Consider the following 15,746-nt stretch of genomic DNA (forward strand, 5'->3'; position numbering starts at 1 on the left):
GCCCGGCGGCGGCGCCGGCCGCCGCCAGCGTTTCGGCGGAGCCGCCCGCGCCCCTCGCGCCGCGACCGGCGACGTCCCCCGGCGCATGGTCGAACTTCGAGGCGTTGCCCCTCGTCATCGCGCGACCGCCCGCGCCGGCAGGCAAAGCCTGGCCGCAACCGGTTCCCGCACCGGCTCCGCAAGGCTCCGCGCAGCGGCTGCCGGCCGATGCGGCGCCGGCCGCCGTCCATTTCGACGCGCCGACCGGGGAGCCGGACGCGCCCGGTCTTGATATCCGCGCCGGAAACGGTCCCGACCGGACGGCCGGTCAGCGTCCGGTCCCGTTCGTCCCGCCTTCGCTGCCCGCCGATGCGCCGCGGCCCGCTGCCGCCGCGCCGGCACGCTCGCCGCTGCCGGCGATCCCGGATACGGGCGTGGCGGCGAGCAAGAGCGCCGCGGCCGACCCCGCGCGGCCTGCCGCCCGGCCTTTGCCGGAGGCGCATCCCGCGGCTCCCTCCGCACCCGCGCCATCGGCCGGTTCGGCGGCGCCGAAGGCAGTGGCGACCGGCTTGCCCCCGCTCGAAGTCGGGCCGGTGCCGCCGGAAGACGCGCCGTTCGACCGGCGCGCCGCTTCCGCCTGGATCGCGCTCTGGGCAACGGTGCGCGCCGATCCGGTCGTGGCCGAGCGGATCCGCGACATGCTGCAACCCGGCGCCGGCACGCGGCTCGCCGGCGGTCTTGCCTTCCTGGTCTCCGCGCTGCGCGGCGGCAAGCTCGCCGATTGGCTCGGCACGGCCGACAGCACGCGCATCGACCTGCCGTCACGCCCGGACGGCCGGCGCACCGTCGATGCGGAGTTTCGCGACCTCGCCCGCATGGCGCAGGAACGCGGACCGGATGGCTGGCGTGCCCAGCCGCTCGCCGTGCTGGACGGCGGCGCGGTACAGCCGGTCATGCTCTACGTCCATCGGCCGCCGCGCCGGCGCAAGAGCGATCCCGGTGCCGACGAGGCATCGGAACGCTTCATGCTGGACCTGAAGCTGTCGCGCGCCGGGCCGATGCGCATCGACGGTCTGCTGCGGCCGAAGGCGCTGGACGTCATCATCCGCACCGAGCGCGCGGTGCCGGGCCGTATCCAGCGCGAGTTGCGCCGGGTGTTCGGCACGGCGCTCGATGGTGCCGGCCTCGCCGGCACGCTCGGCTTCCAGAAGGTCGACCGCCTGCCGCCACCGCCGCCGATGACGGCGGACGGCAAGCCGCATCACGCCGTCTTGGCCTGAATCTTGGCCGGCTGAAGTTTCTGCGATTGCGCTGGGGGCCGCACGGCATGGCGGCGGCCGGCGATCTCGTCCATCACCGCCGTCTCGCGCCGCTTGAGCTCGCTCTGCGCCTTCTGCTGGGCCATTTCCTGCACGCGCTCGTAGCGCTTGAGCTCGCTGAACACCTCGCCGATCTCCAGCTGCGCCTCGGCGATCTGGCTGTCGATGCCGCCGATCGACTGGGCCAGCGCCTCGCGCTGTCCCATCGCGCGCCGCACATAGGCCGCATAGGCGAACTGCACCACTTCCGCTGGTGCCGCGCCCTGCTCGGCTGCGATCTCGCCCTCCAGCGCGGCGGCACGCTCCACCATCTCGGTGCGCAGCCGTTCCAGATCGGCGAGCGCGCGGCGCTTCTCGTCCAGCGCCCAGCGTTTCAGCCGGATCAAGGTCGCGATCGATTTCATGCGGCGGCTCCCTCGAGGATTCCGGCCAGACGGTCGAAGCCTTCGCCGAGGTCCGCCTTCTCGTCCTTGCCCTGGGTCAGGAATGTTTCGATCGCCGGGCGGTACTTGATCGCCTCGTCGACCGCGGGATCGCTGCCGGCGCGGTAGGCGCCGAGGCGGATCAGCTCCGCCATGTCCTCGTAGGTGGAAAGCAGCCGGCGCGCCTGGCCGATCAGCTGCGTCTCGTCGACCTCGTTGCAGCCCGGCATGGCGCGGCTGATCGAGCGCAGCACGTTGACCGCCGGATAGCGGCCGCGCTCGCCGATCGCGCGTTCCAGCACGACATGGCCGTCGAGGATGCCGCGCACCGCATCGGCGATCGGCTCGTTATGGTCGTCGCCTTCGACCAGCACCGTGAACAGGCCGGTGATCGATCCCTGCGCGGTGCCGGGGCCGGCACGCTCCAAGAGCTTCGGCAGCTCGCTGAACACGGTCGGCGTGTAGCCCTTGGTGGTCGGCGGCTCGCCCGCGGACAGCCCGATCTCGCGCTGCGCCAGCGCGAAGCGGGTCACGCTGTCCATCAGCAGCAGCACGTCCTTGCCCTGGTCGCGGAAATACTCGGCGATGGCGAGCGTCGTGTAGGCGGCCTGGCGGCGCACCAGCGCGGGCTCATCCGAAGTCGCGACCACGACGACCGAGCGGGCGAGGCCTTCCGGGCCGAGATCGTCCTCGATGAACTCGCGCGCCTCGCGGCCGCGCTCACCGATCAGGCCGATCACCGTGACGTCCGCCTTGCTGTAGCGCGCCAGCATGGAAAGCAGTACCGACTTGCCGACGCCGGAGCCGGCGAAGATGCCGAGCCGCTGGCCGCGGCAGCAGGTCGTGAAAGTGTTGAGCACGCGGACGCCAAGGTCGATCCGGGGGCCGACGCGTTGGCGGGCGTAGGCGGGCGGCGGCGCGGCGCGCAGCCGATAGGGGGTGCCGCCCGGCTTCAACGGGCCCTTGCCGTCGGTCGGGCGCGCCCAAGCATCGACCACTCGGCCGGCCCAGGTCGCATCCGGCTGGATCTCCGGCTCCTGCGCGACGAACTCGGCCCGGGCGCCGGCGCCGACCCCTTCCAGCGACCCGAAAGCCATGACCTGGGCGCGGCCCTGGTCGATCCCGACCACCTCGGCCTCGACCTTGCGGCCGCCACGCGCTTCCAGCGCGAGCCGCGAGCCGATACCCACCGCATTGCCGATATCGGCCACGTCCACCAGCAGGCCGCGTATGCCGGCAACCCGGCCAAACCGCACGTCGCGGGGAATATTCTCAATATCCTGAATGAGTTGGTCCACCTAGGGACTCCGAATCGGGGGCTCGATCGCCTGCGCCAGGAGCATGCGGGAAACGCGGTTTCGGAACGTTTAATCATGCCCGCCGCCGCCCCCGGCCGCGGCTCTGTCGAGAAATTATTTAGTATTCAAATAGTTAGCCGATATCGGCCTGAGTTACATTTTTTTAGGTGAGATGCCGCCATATTAACCTTTGCTTAAGGGGAGAGGTTAATATTAACCGGAGCCGCCGGGACGGGTGGGGCAAGGAGCCCCGTAGCTCCGGGCGCAGGGTTCGGCAGCAAGAGGGATATCGCCGTGCGCGCGCTCCTGATCGAAGACGACACATTGGTTGCAAAGAGCATCGAGCTGATGCTCCAGGCCGAGGGCATCAACGTCTACACCACCGATCTCGGTGCGGAAGGCCTCGACCTCGGCAAGCTCTACGACTACGACATCATCATCCTGGACCTGAACCTGCCCGACATGAGCGGGTACGACGTGCTGAAGAAGCTGCGTCTTTCCAAGGTCCAGACGCCGATCCTCATCCTTTCAGGCATGGGCGACACGGAAAAGAAGGTGAAGGGTCTCGGCTTCGGCGCCGACGACTACCTGACCAAGCCGTTCGAGAAGGAAGAGCTGGTCGCGCGCATCCACGCCATCGTGCGCCGCTCGAAAGGTCATGCCCAGTCGGTCATCAAGACCGGCCGCCTGACCGTGAACCTCGACACCAAATCGGTCGAGGTCGACAGCCGCCGGCTGCACCTGACCGGCAAGGAATACGCCATGCTGGAGCTGCTGGCGCTGCGCAAGGGCTCGACGCTCACCAAGGAGATGTTCCTCAATCATCTCTATGGCGGCATGGACGAGCCGGAGCTGAAAATCATCGACGTCTTCATCTGCAAGCTGCGCAAGAAGCTCGCCGCCGCTACCGGCGGTGACAACTACATCGAGACGGTCTGGGGCCGCGGCTATGTGCTGCGCGATCCGCCGTCGGAGAGCGACATGCAGCCGCTCAAGAAGGCGGTCGGCGCCAAGTAAGCCGGCCATCCGCGGAAATTCGCAAGGGCGCCGATCCCGGTCGGCGCCCTTCGTGTATTCGGGATGCCGCCCAATCGGCGGGCCGCTCAGGCCGCCTTGCTGGCGCGTTCGACCCGCTCGGCCGGCAGGTTCACGGTCACCACCGTCCCCTCGCCCTCGCGGCTCGCGATCTCGACCGTGCCGCCATGCAGCTTGACGAAGGCGCGCACCAGGGCGAGGCCGAGGCCGGCGCCGCCCTTGGTCTTGGTCAGATGCGGGTGCAGCTGGATGAACGGCTCCAGCGCGCGGGGAATATCCTCCTGGCGGATGCCGATGCCGGTATCGGCGACCGCCAACACGGCGCCGCCCTCCGGCGCCGGCCGGATCGAGATCGCGACCTCGCCGCCCGGCTCGGTGAACTTGATGGCGTTGCCGGCCAGGTTCAGCACCACCTGGCGCAGCAATCGCTCGTCGCCGTGCAGGGCGGCGATGCCCGGATCGACCTCGCCGGTCACCGTGACGTCGGCCTTGCGCGCGGTCGGCTGCAGCATCTGCAGGGCGCCGTCGAGCCAGCTGCGCGGCTCGATCGGCCGCTCGTCCATCTTCACCTCGCCGACCTCAACGCGCGACAGGTCGAGCAGGTCGTCGACCAGCTGCAGCAGATGGCGCCCGCTGCCCAGGATATCGGTGACGTAGTCCTTGTAGCGCGGGTTGCCGATCGGGCCGAACAGCTCGCTGTTCAGCACCTCCGAGAAGCCGATCACCGCGTTGAGCGGGGTGCGCAGCTCGTGGCTCATATTGGCGAGGAAGGTGCTCTTGGCCCGGCTCGCCTGCTCGGTGCGCGCCTGGCTGAGCTTGAGCTCCTCCATGGTCGCGCTCTGGCGCGCCACCGCGGCCTCGACCCGGTCGAGCACGCGGTTGTATTGCAACGCCACCAGCTCGACATCGGAATGCGGTTCGACGGTGACGCGGGAAGAGAGATCGCCGCTGGCGCGTTGCGCTTCCATCTCGCGCACCAGCTCCAAGGTCGGCGACCAGGCGTCGTGCTCGGAGATGTTGAGGCCCCGCTCCTCGTCGGCGACGGTGACCCGCAGCGGCATGAACCGGTTGATCGCGGCCAGCACGATATAGGCGAGGCCGAAGGCATAGAGCCCGCAGGCGGCGATGCCGATTGCCTGGATGCCGAGCTGGGCCAGCCGGTCATGCCCGGTGCCGAGGCGATCCAGGTCGCCGAACAGCGCCACTGCGAGGGTGCCCCAGATGCCGGCGAAAAGATGCACCGGCACGGCGCCGACCGCGTCGTCCAGCCGCCAGCGGATCAGCAGGCGCTCGCCCAGCACCGTGACCAGCCCGCCGCCGATGCCGATCAGCACCGCGCTCCAGCCGGCCACCGCATGGGCGGAGGCGGTGATCGCCACCAGGCCGCCCAGGATGCCGTTCAACAAATGCTCGGCGCGTGCCTGGCCGTACAGGCCATAGGAGAGCAGCTGCGCCGCCAACCCGCCGGCAACGCCGCCCAGCACGGTATGGAACAGCACCGGCGCCACCAGCTCGCTGGCCCGGAAGGTGCTGCCGCCGTTGAAGCCGAACCAGCCGACGAACAGCAGGAACACGCCAAGGCCCGACAGCGCGAGATTGTGCCCCGAGACGGGGCGCCCCACCGGATCGAACCGGCCGCGCCGGGCGCCGACCACCAGGATGGCGGCCAGCGCGACCCAGCCGCCGACCGAATGCACCACGGTGGAGCCGGCAAAATCGACGAAGCCGTTGCCGCCGAGCCAGCCTCTCGCCTCGCCCCGATTGACGCCGGCCCAGGCCCAATGGGCGAAGACCGGATAGATGGCAGCCGAGGTCAGCGCCGAGACCAGGATATAGCTCGCATAGCGCATCCGCTCCGCCACCGCGCCGGAGACGATGGTGGTGGCGGTGCCGCAGAAGACCAGCTGGAACAGAAAGAAGGTAAGATCGGCACTGCTGGCGGAATCGCCGTAGAAGAATCCGTCCCCGCCGACGATCCCGCCAAGCGATGCGCCAAAAGCGAAAGCATATCCGAACATCCAGAACTGAAAGGCGGCGACGCAGAAGTCGACGGTATTCTTCACTGCGACGTTGATGCTGTTCTTGGCGCGAACAAAGCCGCTTTCCAGGCAGAGGAATCCCGCCTGCATCGACAGAACGAGCATGGTCGCAACGATCAGCCAGATCTGATCCAGACGATCCGGCCCAATTTCACCCGTCATAACTCCGACTCACCGAATGCACTTTCTCTCGTGACTTCACACTACCGATCGGAGAGTTAAGCCGGCATGAAGAAAGGGGAATCAACATTTCTCTACACAACCGAAGTTCGATACCGCCATGTGATCGGCGCCGGGCGGCCCGCCATGCTTCGCAATTGACCCTTACGTAAACGTCACCCATCATTTTGGCAGTGCACAAAGAACGACGCGCGTGAGCGAGGCCAGATGAGCGACAATGCGGCCCTCTCCTTCCCCATCGGACGCCGGCCGGAACTGACCGAGCTGGTGGAGGTGGCCCCCGGCATCCATTGGATCCGGATGGCGATCCCGATTCCCGGCCTCGAATTCATCAACCTCTGGGCGATCCGCGAAGACGACGGCTGGACGGTGGTCGATACCGGCACCCGGTCGAGCCGCATCCAGGGCTGGTGGCAGGCGATCTTCGACGGCGCCTTCGAAGGCAAGCCGATCACTCGGGTGATCTGCACCCATTTCCATCCCGACCATGTCGGCCAGGCCGGCTTCCTCTGCGGCCGCTTCGGCGCGCCGCTCTGGATGACGCTGACCGACTGGAGCTTCGGCCGCATGCTCGCCGCCGAGGCCTCCGAGGCGGTGCCGGACTATGTCGTGGCGTTCTACCGTCGCATCGGCTTCGGCGAAGCGGCGCTTTCGTTCCTGGGCGATCGCGGCTTCAACAACTTCGCCCGCCAGGTCGAGCCGATCCCGAGCCAGTTCGTGCGCATCGCCGAGGGCGACCGGCTCGATATCGGCGGCCGCGAATGGCAGGTCATCATCGGCCGCGGCCACAGCCACGAGCATGCGAGCCTGTACTGCGCCGAGCAGGGCGTGCTGATCTCCGGCGACATGGTGCTGCCGAAGATCAGCCCGCATATCGGCGTCTACCCGGCGGAGCCGGACGCCAATCCGTTGAAGCTGTTCCTCGACTCGCTCGACAGCTTCCGCCACCTGCCGGCCGAGACGCTGGTTCTGCCCTCGCATGGCGATCCGTTCGTCGGCCTGCACACCCGGCTCGACCAGCTGGCGCAGCATCACGATGTGCGGCTCACCGCGCTGAAGGCCTTCTGCACCGAGCCGCGCACCGCGCTCGACACCATGCCGGTGCTGTTCAAGCGCCAGCTCGACATGAAGCACACCTTCATGGCGATCGGCGAGGCGATCGCGCATCTGCACTATCTGGTCGTCGACGGCTCGGTGGAGAAGTTCGCCAGCGCCGACGGCGTGCACCGCTACCGCCGCACCGCGATCCGGGCGGACGCGGCGTAAGCCGGATCCTTATTTCACCGCGAAGGGCGCCAAGAGCGCAAAGGAACGCGAAGCTTCAAGATCCTTTGCGGCCCTTGGCGCTCTTTGCGTCCTTCGCGGTTGAAACCATCAGGCCTGGGCGAAGTCGCCGCGGCCGAAAATCCGGTCGAGCACCTTGGGCTGGGCCTTGTCGAAGGCCGTGGTCCGCGCCCGGACCTCGTCCACCGCCGCCAGCGCCCGCACCACGGCGGGCCGCGCGGCGATGCCGGCGACCCAGGCCATCAGCTTCGGATAGTCGGCCTCGGTGGGCTTGCCGAGCAGCGCGCCGATATTGCGCGCCCAGGGGAAGGTCGCGATATCGGCGATCGAATATTCCGCGCCGCCGAGATAGGGCTGGTCCTGGAGGCGCGCCTCCAGCACGTCGAGCACGCGGCGCACCTGAGTCCGGTAGCGGCTCAGCGCGTAGTCGTTGCCCGGCGGCGCAAAGCGCATGAAATGCACGAACTGGCCGAACATGGGGCCGAGGCCGGTCATTTGCACCATCATCCATTGCATCGTATCGCTGCGCGCCCGCGCCTCGCGCGGCAGGAGCTTGCCGGTCTTCTCCGCCAGGTAGAGCAGGATCGCGCCCGATTCGAACACCGTGTAGGGAGCCCCGCCCGGCCCGTCGTGGTCGACGATCAGCGGCACCTTGGCGTTCGGGTTGAGCTTGAGGAATGCGGCGTCGAACTGCGCGCCGCCGAACACGTCGAGCGGTATCACCTTGTAGGCGAGGCCCATCTCCTCCAGCGCCAGGAAGATCTTGACCACGTTCGGGCTGCCCATGCCGTAGAGATCGATCATCGCCTTGCCTCCCCGCCGCGCCGGCCGCGGATCACGCCTGTATCACCACCAGGGTCGAGCCCTCCATGCCGACCACAACGACATGGCTGCCGGCCGGCAGGTCCGGTCCCTTGATCGCCCAGACGGTGTCGCCGAGATGCATCCGGCCGGCCCCGTCCACGATCGGCTGGTCGAGCGTGGCGCGGGTGCCGACGAAGCGCGCGGCGCCGCGATTGACCGCGATCTCGGGCGTGTCGAGCTTGCCGCGCCGGCGCAGGTAGAAGGCGATGCCGAGCGCCACCACGGCCAGGACCGCGAACAGGCCGAGCTGCGCGTTCAGGCCCAGCGGCACGACGAACGCAACCAGCCCGACCACGAAGGCGGCGCCGCCGAGCCAGACCAGCGCCGCGCCGGGCAGCACCACTTCCAGCACGGCGAGCACCACGCCGGCCGCCATCCAGTGCCAGGGCTCCGGCACGTAGCCCGACATCAGGCGCCACCTGCCGGGCGCTGATCCCACGGCCCGGCGGCCTTGCGCATCGCCGCTGCGTCCCTGGCGAGCTCGGTGATGCCGGCGAGCGAGCCGAGGATGCCGGTCGCCTCGATCGGGATCATCACCAGCTTCTGGTTCGGGCTGTCGGCCAGCCTGCCGAAGGCCTCGACGTATTTCTGCGCGACGAAGTAGTTGATGGCGGCGATGTTGCCGCCGGCGATCGCCTCGCTCACCACCCGGGTGGCGCTCGCCTCGGCCTCGGCCGCGCGCTCGCGCGCCTCGGCGTCGCGGAAGGCTGCTTCGCGCCGGCCTTCGGCCTCCAGGATCGCCGACTGCTTCTGGCCCTCGGCGCGCAGGATCGAGGCCTGGCGGTCGCCCTCGGCGGTCAGCACGTCGGCGCGCTTGGCGCGTTCGGCAGTCATCTGTTTCGCCATCGCCTCCAGCAAGTTGGCCGGCGGCTGGATGTTCCGCAGCTCGATGCGGGTGACCTTGACGCCCCAGGGCGTGGTCGCCTGGTCGATCACCGCGAGCAGCTTGCCGTTGATCTCGTCGCGCCTGGACAGCACCTCGTCGAGATCCATCGAGCCGATCACCGAGCGCACATTGGTCATCGCCAGGTTCATCAAAGCGAGCTCGAGGTTCTGCACCTCGTAGGCGGCGCGCGGCGCGTCGAACACCTGGTAGAACACCACGCCGTCGGCGGTCACCGTGGCATTGTCCTTGGCGATCACCTCCTGGCTCGGGATGTCGAGCACCACCTCCATCATCGACAGCTTGCGGCCGATGGTCTCGACATAGGGCACGATGAAGCTGAGCCCCGGATGCAAGGTGCGCATATAGGCGCCGAAGCGCTCCACCGTCCATTGCTGGCCCTGCGGCACCATCTTGACACCGAGCAGGATGGTCACGACGACCAGGATCACGATGATCGCCGTGACGATGACACCGGTTTCGAAGTACATGCGGCCCCCCGCGAATCGCCAGACAGCGAAACTAGAGGCTGGCGGCGGGCATTGCCAATGCGTCGAGCCGGCGCTGCAGCAGCCGGCGCTCAGGCAGTGTCCGGGCCAGCATGATGGCCCGGCCAAACGCCTCTGCCGCCGCCTCGCGCTGGCCGAGCCGGGCCAGAAACTCGGCCGCCGCGGCCGACAGATAGGGATCGGCGGCCAGGCGCGGCTCGGATTGGAGACCGGCCAGCGCCTGCAGCCCGGCGGCCGGGCCGTCGGTCTCGGCGACCGCGACGGCACGGTTCAGGCGAACCAGGGGGGTCGGGCGCAGCCGGACCAGCGCGTCGTAATAGCCGCGGATCGCCGGCCAGTCGGTTGCCGCATGGCTCGGCGCCACCGCATGCTCGGCCGCGATGCCGGCTTCCAGGTGATAGGCGCTGAGCGTGCCGCCCGACGCCGCGCGTTCCAGGTGGTGCAGGCCGATCGCGATCAGGTGCCGGTCCCACTGGCGCCGGTCGAGGTCGGCCAGCAAGGCGATCTCGCCGGCATCGTCGATCGCTGGCAGCCGAGCGGCCTGCAGCGGCATGAGCGCGGCCAGCGCGTGCGCGGTCGGCGTTTCGGTCAACGGATGGTCGGCGAGCCCCCGGGCAAGCCGCACCAGCTCCGTGCAGATTTCAGCGCGGACCGCACGCTCACCCCGCGCCGTAGCATAGGCTTCGGAAAAGGCCAGGTGGATGGTCGCCAGCACGCCGTTCAGCCGCGGTAGCAGGGCCCGGCCGGACGGGAGCTCGAGCGGCAATCCACGCTCGCGGATGGTCCGCCGCCCTTGGGAAAGCCGTTCGGCAACCGCCATGTCGGTATCGCGCAGGGAAACGCCGATCTCGGCGACACCGAATCCCAGCACGGCCTTCAGCATGAGGGTGGCGCGCGCCGCCTCGGGCAGCGCCGGGTGCGAGCACAGAAAGACCAGGCTCAGCAGGTCATCATCCAATCCGCGCCGCGCCGAAGGCCAGGCGGCGATGCCGGCGCCGCACAACGGTTCGGCTTCGCCCGGCTGCTCGCGCAGCAGATCGGCCGCCTTGTTCCAAGCGATGCGATAGAGCCCGGCGGCGGGATCGTTCGGCAGGCCGCGGATCCGCCACAGCCGCGCCGCCGCCACCAGGGCGCGCGTGACCGCGTCTTCGGCAAGATCAAGCCGACCCGGTCCCAGCTGACGCGCGAGACGGGCGAGCACGCGCCCGCCTTCCGTGCGGAACAGCCGGTCCAGCCGGCTGTCGGAAGGCGTCGGGTCCGGATCTTGCCGAAAGGTCACAGCTCGGGCCAACAGCGCCCTCCGCAAGACGCACGCCCCCGCGCGGGATGCGGGAATCGGCGGGCCGCGATGTTAACCTGAAAATCACCGGCGTGATGGACGCCCTGGCCATTTCCGTGACGGTTCGCCCCGCTTCTGATACCTTGATCATCGACTGGGAACAGATGGCGCCGCCGCCGGGGCGGAGCCGGCGCCGCAGGAGTGTAGCGAGTGACGGAGACGACCTCCGCGCCGGTGATCGACCGGCGGGGCGGGGAAGCCCGCCCGCGTGGACGCTTCGGCCACATCTATGGCGCGATCGATCTCGGCACCAACAACTGCCGCCTCTTGATCGCCAAGCCGACCACCGACGGCTTTCGGGTGATCGACGCATTCTCGCGCATCGTCAGGCTCGGCGAGGGCCTGAGCGCGAGCGGCGAGCTGTCGGAAGCCGCGATCCGCCGCTCCATCGCGGCGCTCCGCATCTGCGCCGACAAGGTCGCCCGCCGCGGCGTCACCCGGCTGCGCTGCGTCGCCACCGAGGCTTGCCGCAAGGCCGCCAACGGTGCCGAGTTCATCGACCGCGTGCAGGCTGCCACCGGACTTCGCTTCGAGATCATCAACACCTCGGAGGAGGCGCGCCTCGCGCTCTCCGGCTGCACCCCGCTGCTCGACCGCAGCAACCGGCATGCCCTGGTCTTCGATATCGGCGGCGGCTCGACCGAGGTGCTGTGGACTCGGCTCGGCGGCCAGCAACCGCAGATCACCGCCTGGATGTCGGTGCCGGAAGGCGTAGTGACGCTGGCCGAACGCTGGGGCGGTATCCACGTCACGCCGGAAAGCTGGGCCGGCATGGTTGAGGACGTGCGCCGCCACCTCGACCGCTTCGACGCGGCTCACCGGATCAGCACGGTGCTGCAGGATGGCGGCGTGCAGCTGCTCGGCACGTCCGGCACGGTGACCACCGTTGCCGGCGTGCATCTCGACCTGCCGCGCTATGACCGCGCCAAGGTGGACGGCATCTGGCTCGACCTCGCCGATGTGCAGCGCGTCTCGCGCGGCCTCGCGGAGATGAGCTACGAGGACCGCATGGCGCATCCCTGCATCGGCCGCGAGCGCGCCGATCTCGTCGTTGCCGGCTGCGCCGTGCTGGAGGCGATCAGCCGGCTCTGGCCGGTCGCCAGGCTCCGAGTCGCCGATCGCGGCGTGCGCGAGGGCGTGCTGGAGCGGCTGATGCACGAGGCCGAGCGCGAAGCGGTGATGGTGCAGCGCCGGCCGGCCTACGAGGCATGAGCATCAGGACATGAGCGGCAGCCGCGAGCTAAAGGAGCGCCTGCGCACCGCGCGCGGCCGGCCGCTCGCCTCGCAGCGCTGGCTGACCCGGCAGATCAACGACCCCTATGTGCACGAGGCACGGAAGCAGGGCTATCGCTCGCGCGCCGCCTTCAAGCTGATTCAACTCGACCAGCGCTTCCACCTGCTGAAGCCGGGGCTCCGCGTGCTCGATCTCGGCGCCGCGCCCGGCGGCTGGGCCCAAGTCGCCGCTCACCGCGTCGGGTCAAGCGGCGCCGTGGTCGCGGTCGACATCCTTGCCATGGCGCCGATCCCGAACGTCGCCATCCTGGAGCTCGACTTCCTGGCCGCCGATGCCGAGCGGATGGTGCTGGCCGCGCTGGGCGGCCCGGTCGACCTCGTGCTGTCCGATATGGCGCCGCCCGCCACCGGCCACAAGCAGACCGACCATCTGCGCATCATGGCGCTCTGCGAGGCGGCGGCGGATTTCGCGACCCGCGTGCTGGCGCCCGGCGGCGGCTTCGTCTGCAAGGTCTGGCAGGGCGGCACCGAGAGCAGCCTGCTCGGCGGCCTCAAGCGCCGCTTCGCCCAGGTCCGCCACGCCAAGCCGGAGGCGAGCCGCAAGGAATCGGCCGAGACCTACCTGGTCGCCACCGGATTCAAGGGCTGATCAGGGGAACATCCCGAGCGCGAGGCCGAGGCTAGCCAGCGCCCCGACGACCAGCACGCCGAAGGTGCCGACGGTGCCGACGAAACGCGGCACCGAGGCGCCATCGGTCATCGCGATGCCCAGTGCATGCGCGACGCGCGCGACGACCAAGGCAACGCCGAGCCCGTGAAGAAGCCCGGCGGAAGCCGCCATCAGCTCGAGGCACAGCATCAGGATCAGCGCCAGCGGGACGTATTCGATGAAATTGCCCTGCATGCGCATAGCCTGCCTGAGGCCGGCCTCGCCGCCATCGCCCAGGCCGACCCGGTGCTTCAGGCGATAGCGGATCACGCGCAGCGACAGGCCGATGAGCACGAGGCCCAGAATTCCCGCATAGACCGGCATGATGGCCACCGACATGGCCCTCCCCCTTGCCTTTTGTTGCCTCTGTCCAAGCTATACTGGAATAAGCCCCCGGCGGATTTTTGCCTCACGGAGTTGCGATGTCGGACAGCCCGTCCCCTGCTTTGCGCGAGCCCACCTGGTTTCTCGACGGCGACGAGCCGCGGCTCAACGACTTCGCCCATCGGGCGGCGGGCCAGGGCTCGGCGCGCGAGAAGGCGGTCCGGCTCTACTACGCCGTGCGCGACGAGATCATCTACGATCCCTACGGCCTCGCCATGGAGCCCTTTGAGTTCAAGGCCTCCGCCACCTTCGCCCGCCGCAAGGGCTTCTGCGTCACCAAGTCGGCGCTGATGGCGGCGGCGGCGCGGGCGATCGGCATCCCCGCCCGGCTTGGCTATGCCGACGTCAAGAACCACCTGACCACCGAGCGGCTGCGCCAGCGCATGGGCAGCGACTTGTTCGTCTATCACGGCTTCACCGAGCTCTGGCTCGACGGCAAATGGGTCAAGGCGACGCCGGTCTTCAATATCGAGCTGTGCCGCCGGTTCCGCGTCCTGCCGCTGGAATTCGACGGCAAAGCCGATTCGATCTTCCACCCTTTCGACGCCGATGGCCGCCGCCACATGGAATACGTCAACATCCGTGGGACCTATGACGACCTGCCCTTCGAGGAGATCAGGCGGGTCTTCTATGCGACTTATCCGCGGATGTACGCCGATACACGTCTCGATCATGCGGATTTTGCCGAGGATGCGGCTAAGGAAGCCGCGGCCGCCAAGCCGTCCTGAGGCCGGGAATCGGTTGACTCTCCGCGGGCTGCGTGGCATTGGCCGCGCCCACCGGCCGGAGTGAATGACATGCGGATCAGGGACGCGCTCACCTTTGACGACGTTCTCCTGGTCCCGGCCGCGTCCGCGGTCCTGCCGGCCCAGGTCGACACCCGCACCCGCATCACCAAGACGATCGAACTCGGCATCCCGCTGATCTCCGCGGCCATGGACACGGTGACGGAGCACAACATGGCGATCGCCATGGCCCAGGCCGGCGGCATGGGCGTGGTGCACAAGAACCTCAGCATCGAGCGCCAGGCCGACGAGGTCCGCGCGGTCAAGAAGTTCGAATCGGGCATGGTGGTCAACCCGGTGACCATCGGCCCCGACAAGACGCTGGCCGATGCGCTCGCCCTGATGCAGCGCCACCGCATCTCCGGCATCCCGGTGACCGAGACCGGCGGCAAGCTGGTCGGCATCCTGACCAACCGCGACGTCCGCTTCGCCTCCGACCCGAACCAGACGGTGCGCGAGCTGATGACCAAGAAGCTGGTCACCGTGCGCGAAGGCGTCGACCAGAAGGAAGCGCGCCGTCTGCTCCATCAGCACCGGATCGAGAAGCTGCTCGTCGTCGACGACGAGTTCCGCTGCATCGGCCTCATCACGGTGAAGGATATCGAGAAGGCCAATCTGCACCCCAATGCCTGCAAGGACGAGCAGGGCCGCCTGCGTGTCGCCGCCGCGACCGGCGTCGGGGTTGAGGGCATCGCCCGCGCCGAGGCCCTGATCGAGGCCGGCTGCGACCTGATCGTGGTCGATACCGCGCATGGCCACTCCTCGCGCGTGCTCGACACTATCAGCGGCATCAAGAAGAAGTCGAACTACGTGCAGGTGGTCGGCGGCAATATCGCGACCGCCGAAGGGGCCAAGGCACTCATCGGTGCCGGCGCCGATGCGCTCAAGGTCGGCATCGGCCCCGGCTCGATCTGCACCACGCGCATCGTCGCCGGTGTCGGCATGCCGCAGCTGACCGCTATCGTCGACACGATGGAGGCTGCCCGCGAGAAAGGCATTCCGATCATCGCCGATGGCGGCATCAAGTTTTCCGGCGACCTCGCCAAGGCGCTGGCGGCCGGCGCCAGTGTCGCCATGGTCGGCTCGCTGCTCGCCGGCACGGACGAGGCGCCGGGCGAGGTGTTCCTGTATCAGGGCCGCTCGTACAAATCCTATCGCGGCATGGGCTCGATCGGCGCCATGGCGCGCGGCTCGGCCGACCGCTACTTCCAGGAGGAAGTGCGCGACAATCTCAAGCTCGTGCCCGAGGGCATCGAGGGCCGGGTGCCCTACAAGGGTCCGGCCGGCAACGTGGTGCACCAGCTGATCGGCGGCCTGCGCGCCGCCATGGGCTATACCGGCTCCGCCACCATCCGCGATCTGCAGGACAAGGTGGAATTCGTCCGCATCACATCGGCGGGCCTGCGCGAGAGCCACGTGCACGACGTGGCGATCGACCGCGAGGCGCCGAACTATCGCCAGGAAAGCTGACCCGGCGGTGTCGA

Annotated in this window: 15 protein-coding genes; 7 read left to right on the forward strand and 8 right to left on the reverse strand. The window is 68.9% G+C overall.

The annotated features are described in order from the left end of the window. Nucleotides 1-548: 548 nt before the first annotated feature. Entirely contained in the window at nucleotides 549-1,259 is a 711-nt protein-coding gene (locus DT074_RS28150; protein WP_162915017.1) for a hypothetical protein, read from the forward strand. Here the strand turns inward: DT074_RS28150 and DT074_RS19070 are convergent. Together DT074_RS19070 and fliI are read right to left on the reverse strand one after the other, a co-directional pair. Next, nucleotides 1,241-1,702 carry a flagellar FliJ family protein gene (locus DT074_RS19070; protein WP_119421457.1) on the reverse strand — a complete coding sequence of 154 codons (462 nt, stop codon included), beginning with the start codon at nucleotides 1,700-1,702 and terminating at the stop codon, nucleotides 1,241-1,243. The two genes, DT074_RS28150 and DT074_RS19070, sit on opposite strands and share 19 nt — an antisense overlap. Then, on the reverse strand, nucleotides 1,699-3,018 hold the full coding sequence (gene fliI / locus DT074_RS19075) for a flagellar protein export ATPase FliI (protein WP_119421458.1): 1,320 nt from the start codon (nucleotides 3,016-3,018) through the stop codon (nucleotides 1,699-1,701). The genes DT074_RS19070 and fliI overlap by 4 nt, the downstream gene beginning before the upstream one ends. Before the next feature lie 294 nt (nucleotides 3,019-3,312). On the opposite strand from fliI, the gene ctrA reads away from it, so the two are divergent. After that, nucleotides 3,313-4,035 (forward strand): response regulator transcription factor CtrA, encoded by a 723-nt coding sequence (gene ctrA, locus DT074_RS19080; protein ID WP_119421459.1) that lies wholly within the window; start codon nucleotides 3,313-3,315, stop codon nucleotides 4,033-4,035. An 86-nt stretch (nucleotides 4,036-4,121) separates the two neighbouring features. Here ctrA and amt read toward each other — a convergent pair whose 3' ends face one another. After that, nucleotides 4,122-6,254, reverse strand: coding sequence for an ammonium transporter (gene amt, locus DT074_RS19085; RefSeq protein ID WP_119421460.1), 2,133 nt, complete (start codon nucleotides 6,252-6,254; stop codon nucleotides 4,122-4,124). A gap of 225 nt (nucleotides 6,255-6,479) precedes the next feature. On the opposite strand from amt, the gene DT074_RS19090 reads away from it, so the two are divergent. After that, nucleotides 6,480-7,538, forward strand: coding sequence for an MBL fold metallo-hydrolase (locus DT074_RS19090; protein WP_119421461.1), 1,059 nt, complete (start codon nucleotides 6,480-6,482; stop codon nucleotides 7,536-7,538). Nucleotides 7,539-7,646: 108 nt separating this feature from the next. Here the strand turns inward: DT074_RS19090 and DT074_RS19095 are convergent, their stop codons facing one another. From DT074_RS19095 to DT074_RS19110, 4 genes are read right to left on the reverse strand one after another with little or no spacing between them, the layout of a single operon-like run. Further along, a complete protein-coding gene (locus DT074_RS19095; RefSeq protein ID WP_119421462.1) occupies nucleotides 7,647-8,360 on the reverse strand; it encodes a glutathione S-transferase family protein in 714 nt (237 codons plus the stop codon). 31 nt (nucleotides 8,361-8,391) lie between these two features. Further along, the gene (locus DT074_RS19100) at nucleotides 8,392-8,829 is read right to left on the reverse strand and encodes an NfeD family protein (protein WP_119421463.1); all 438 of its coding nucleotides are present in this window, start codon (nucleotides 8,827-8,829) and stop codon (nucleotides 8,392-8,394) included. Continuing rightward, nucleotides 8,829-9,794: an SPFH domain-containing protein gene (locus DT074_RS19105; protein WP_119421464.1), complete on the reverse strand. Its 966-nt coding sequence runs from the start codon at nucleotides 9,792-9,794 to the stop codon at nucleotides 8,829-8,831. Before DT074_RS19105 ends, DT074_RS19100 begins: the two co-directional genes overlap by 1 nt. Before the next feature lie 31 nt (nucleotides 9,795-9,825). Continuing rightward, entirely contained in the window at nucleotides 9,826-11,013 is a 1,188-nt protein-coding gene (locus DT074_RS19110) for an RNA polymerase sigma factor (protein WP_162915018.1), read from the reverse strand. Nucleotides 11,014-11,301: 288 nt separating this feature from the next. On the opposite strand from DT074_RS19110, the gene DT074_RS19115 reads away from it, so the two are divergent. After that, complete coding sequence (locus DT074_RS19115) at nucleotides 11,302-12,363, forward strand: Ppx/GppA phosphatase family protein (RefSeq protein WP_368744772.1); 1,062 nt, start codon at nucleotides 11,302-11,304, stop codon at nucleotides 12,361-12,363. Between the two features lie 10 nt (nucleotides 12,364-12,373). Beyond that, the gene (locus tag DT074_RS19120; RefSeq protein WP_119421466.1) at nucleotides 12,374-13,033 is read left to right on the forward strand and encodes an RlmE family RNA methyltransferase; all 660 of its coding nucleotides are present in this window, start codon (nucleotides 12,374-12,376) and stop codon (nucleotides 13,031-13,033) included. Here DT074_RS19120 and DT074_RS19125 read toward each other — a convergent pair whose 3' ends face one another. Beyond that, nucleotides 13,034-13,432, reverse strand: coding sequence for an MAPEG family protein (locus tag DT074_RS19125; protein WP_119421467.1), 399 nt, complete (start codon nucleotides 13,430-13,432; stop codon nucleotides 13,034-13,036). 83 nt (nucleotides 13,433-13,515) lie between these two features. On the opposite strand from DT074_RS19125, the gene DT074_RS19130 reads away from it, so the two are divergent. Together DT074_RS19130 and guaB are read left to right on the forward strand one after the other, a co-directional pair. Next, the gene (locus DT074_RS19130; RefSeq protein ID WP_119421468.1) at nucleotides 13,516-14,205 is read left to right on the forward strand and encodes a transglutaminase-like domain-containing protein; all 690 of its coding nucleotides are present in this window, start codon (nucleotides 13,516-13,518) and stop codon (nucleotides 14,203-14,205) included. 69 nt (nucleotides 14,206-14,274) lie between these two features. After that, nucleotides 14,275-15,732 (forward strand): IMP dehydrogenase, encoded by a 1,458-nt coding sequence (guaB, locus tag DT074_RS19135; RefSeq protein WP_119421469.1) that lies wholly within the window; start codon nucleotides 14,275-14,277, stop codon nucleotides 15,730-15,732. Nucleotides 15,733-15,746 lie beyond the last annotated feature (14 nt).

This window comes from Desertibaculum subflavum (assembly GCA_003576705.1).
Taxonomy (GTDB): domain Bacteria; phylum Pseudomonadota; class Alphaproteobacteria; order Ferrovibrionales; family Ferrovibrionaceae; genus Desertibaculum; species Desertibaculum subflavum.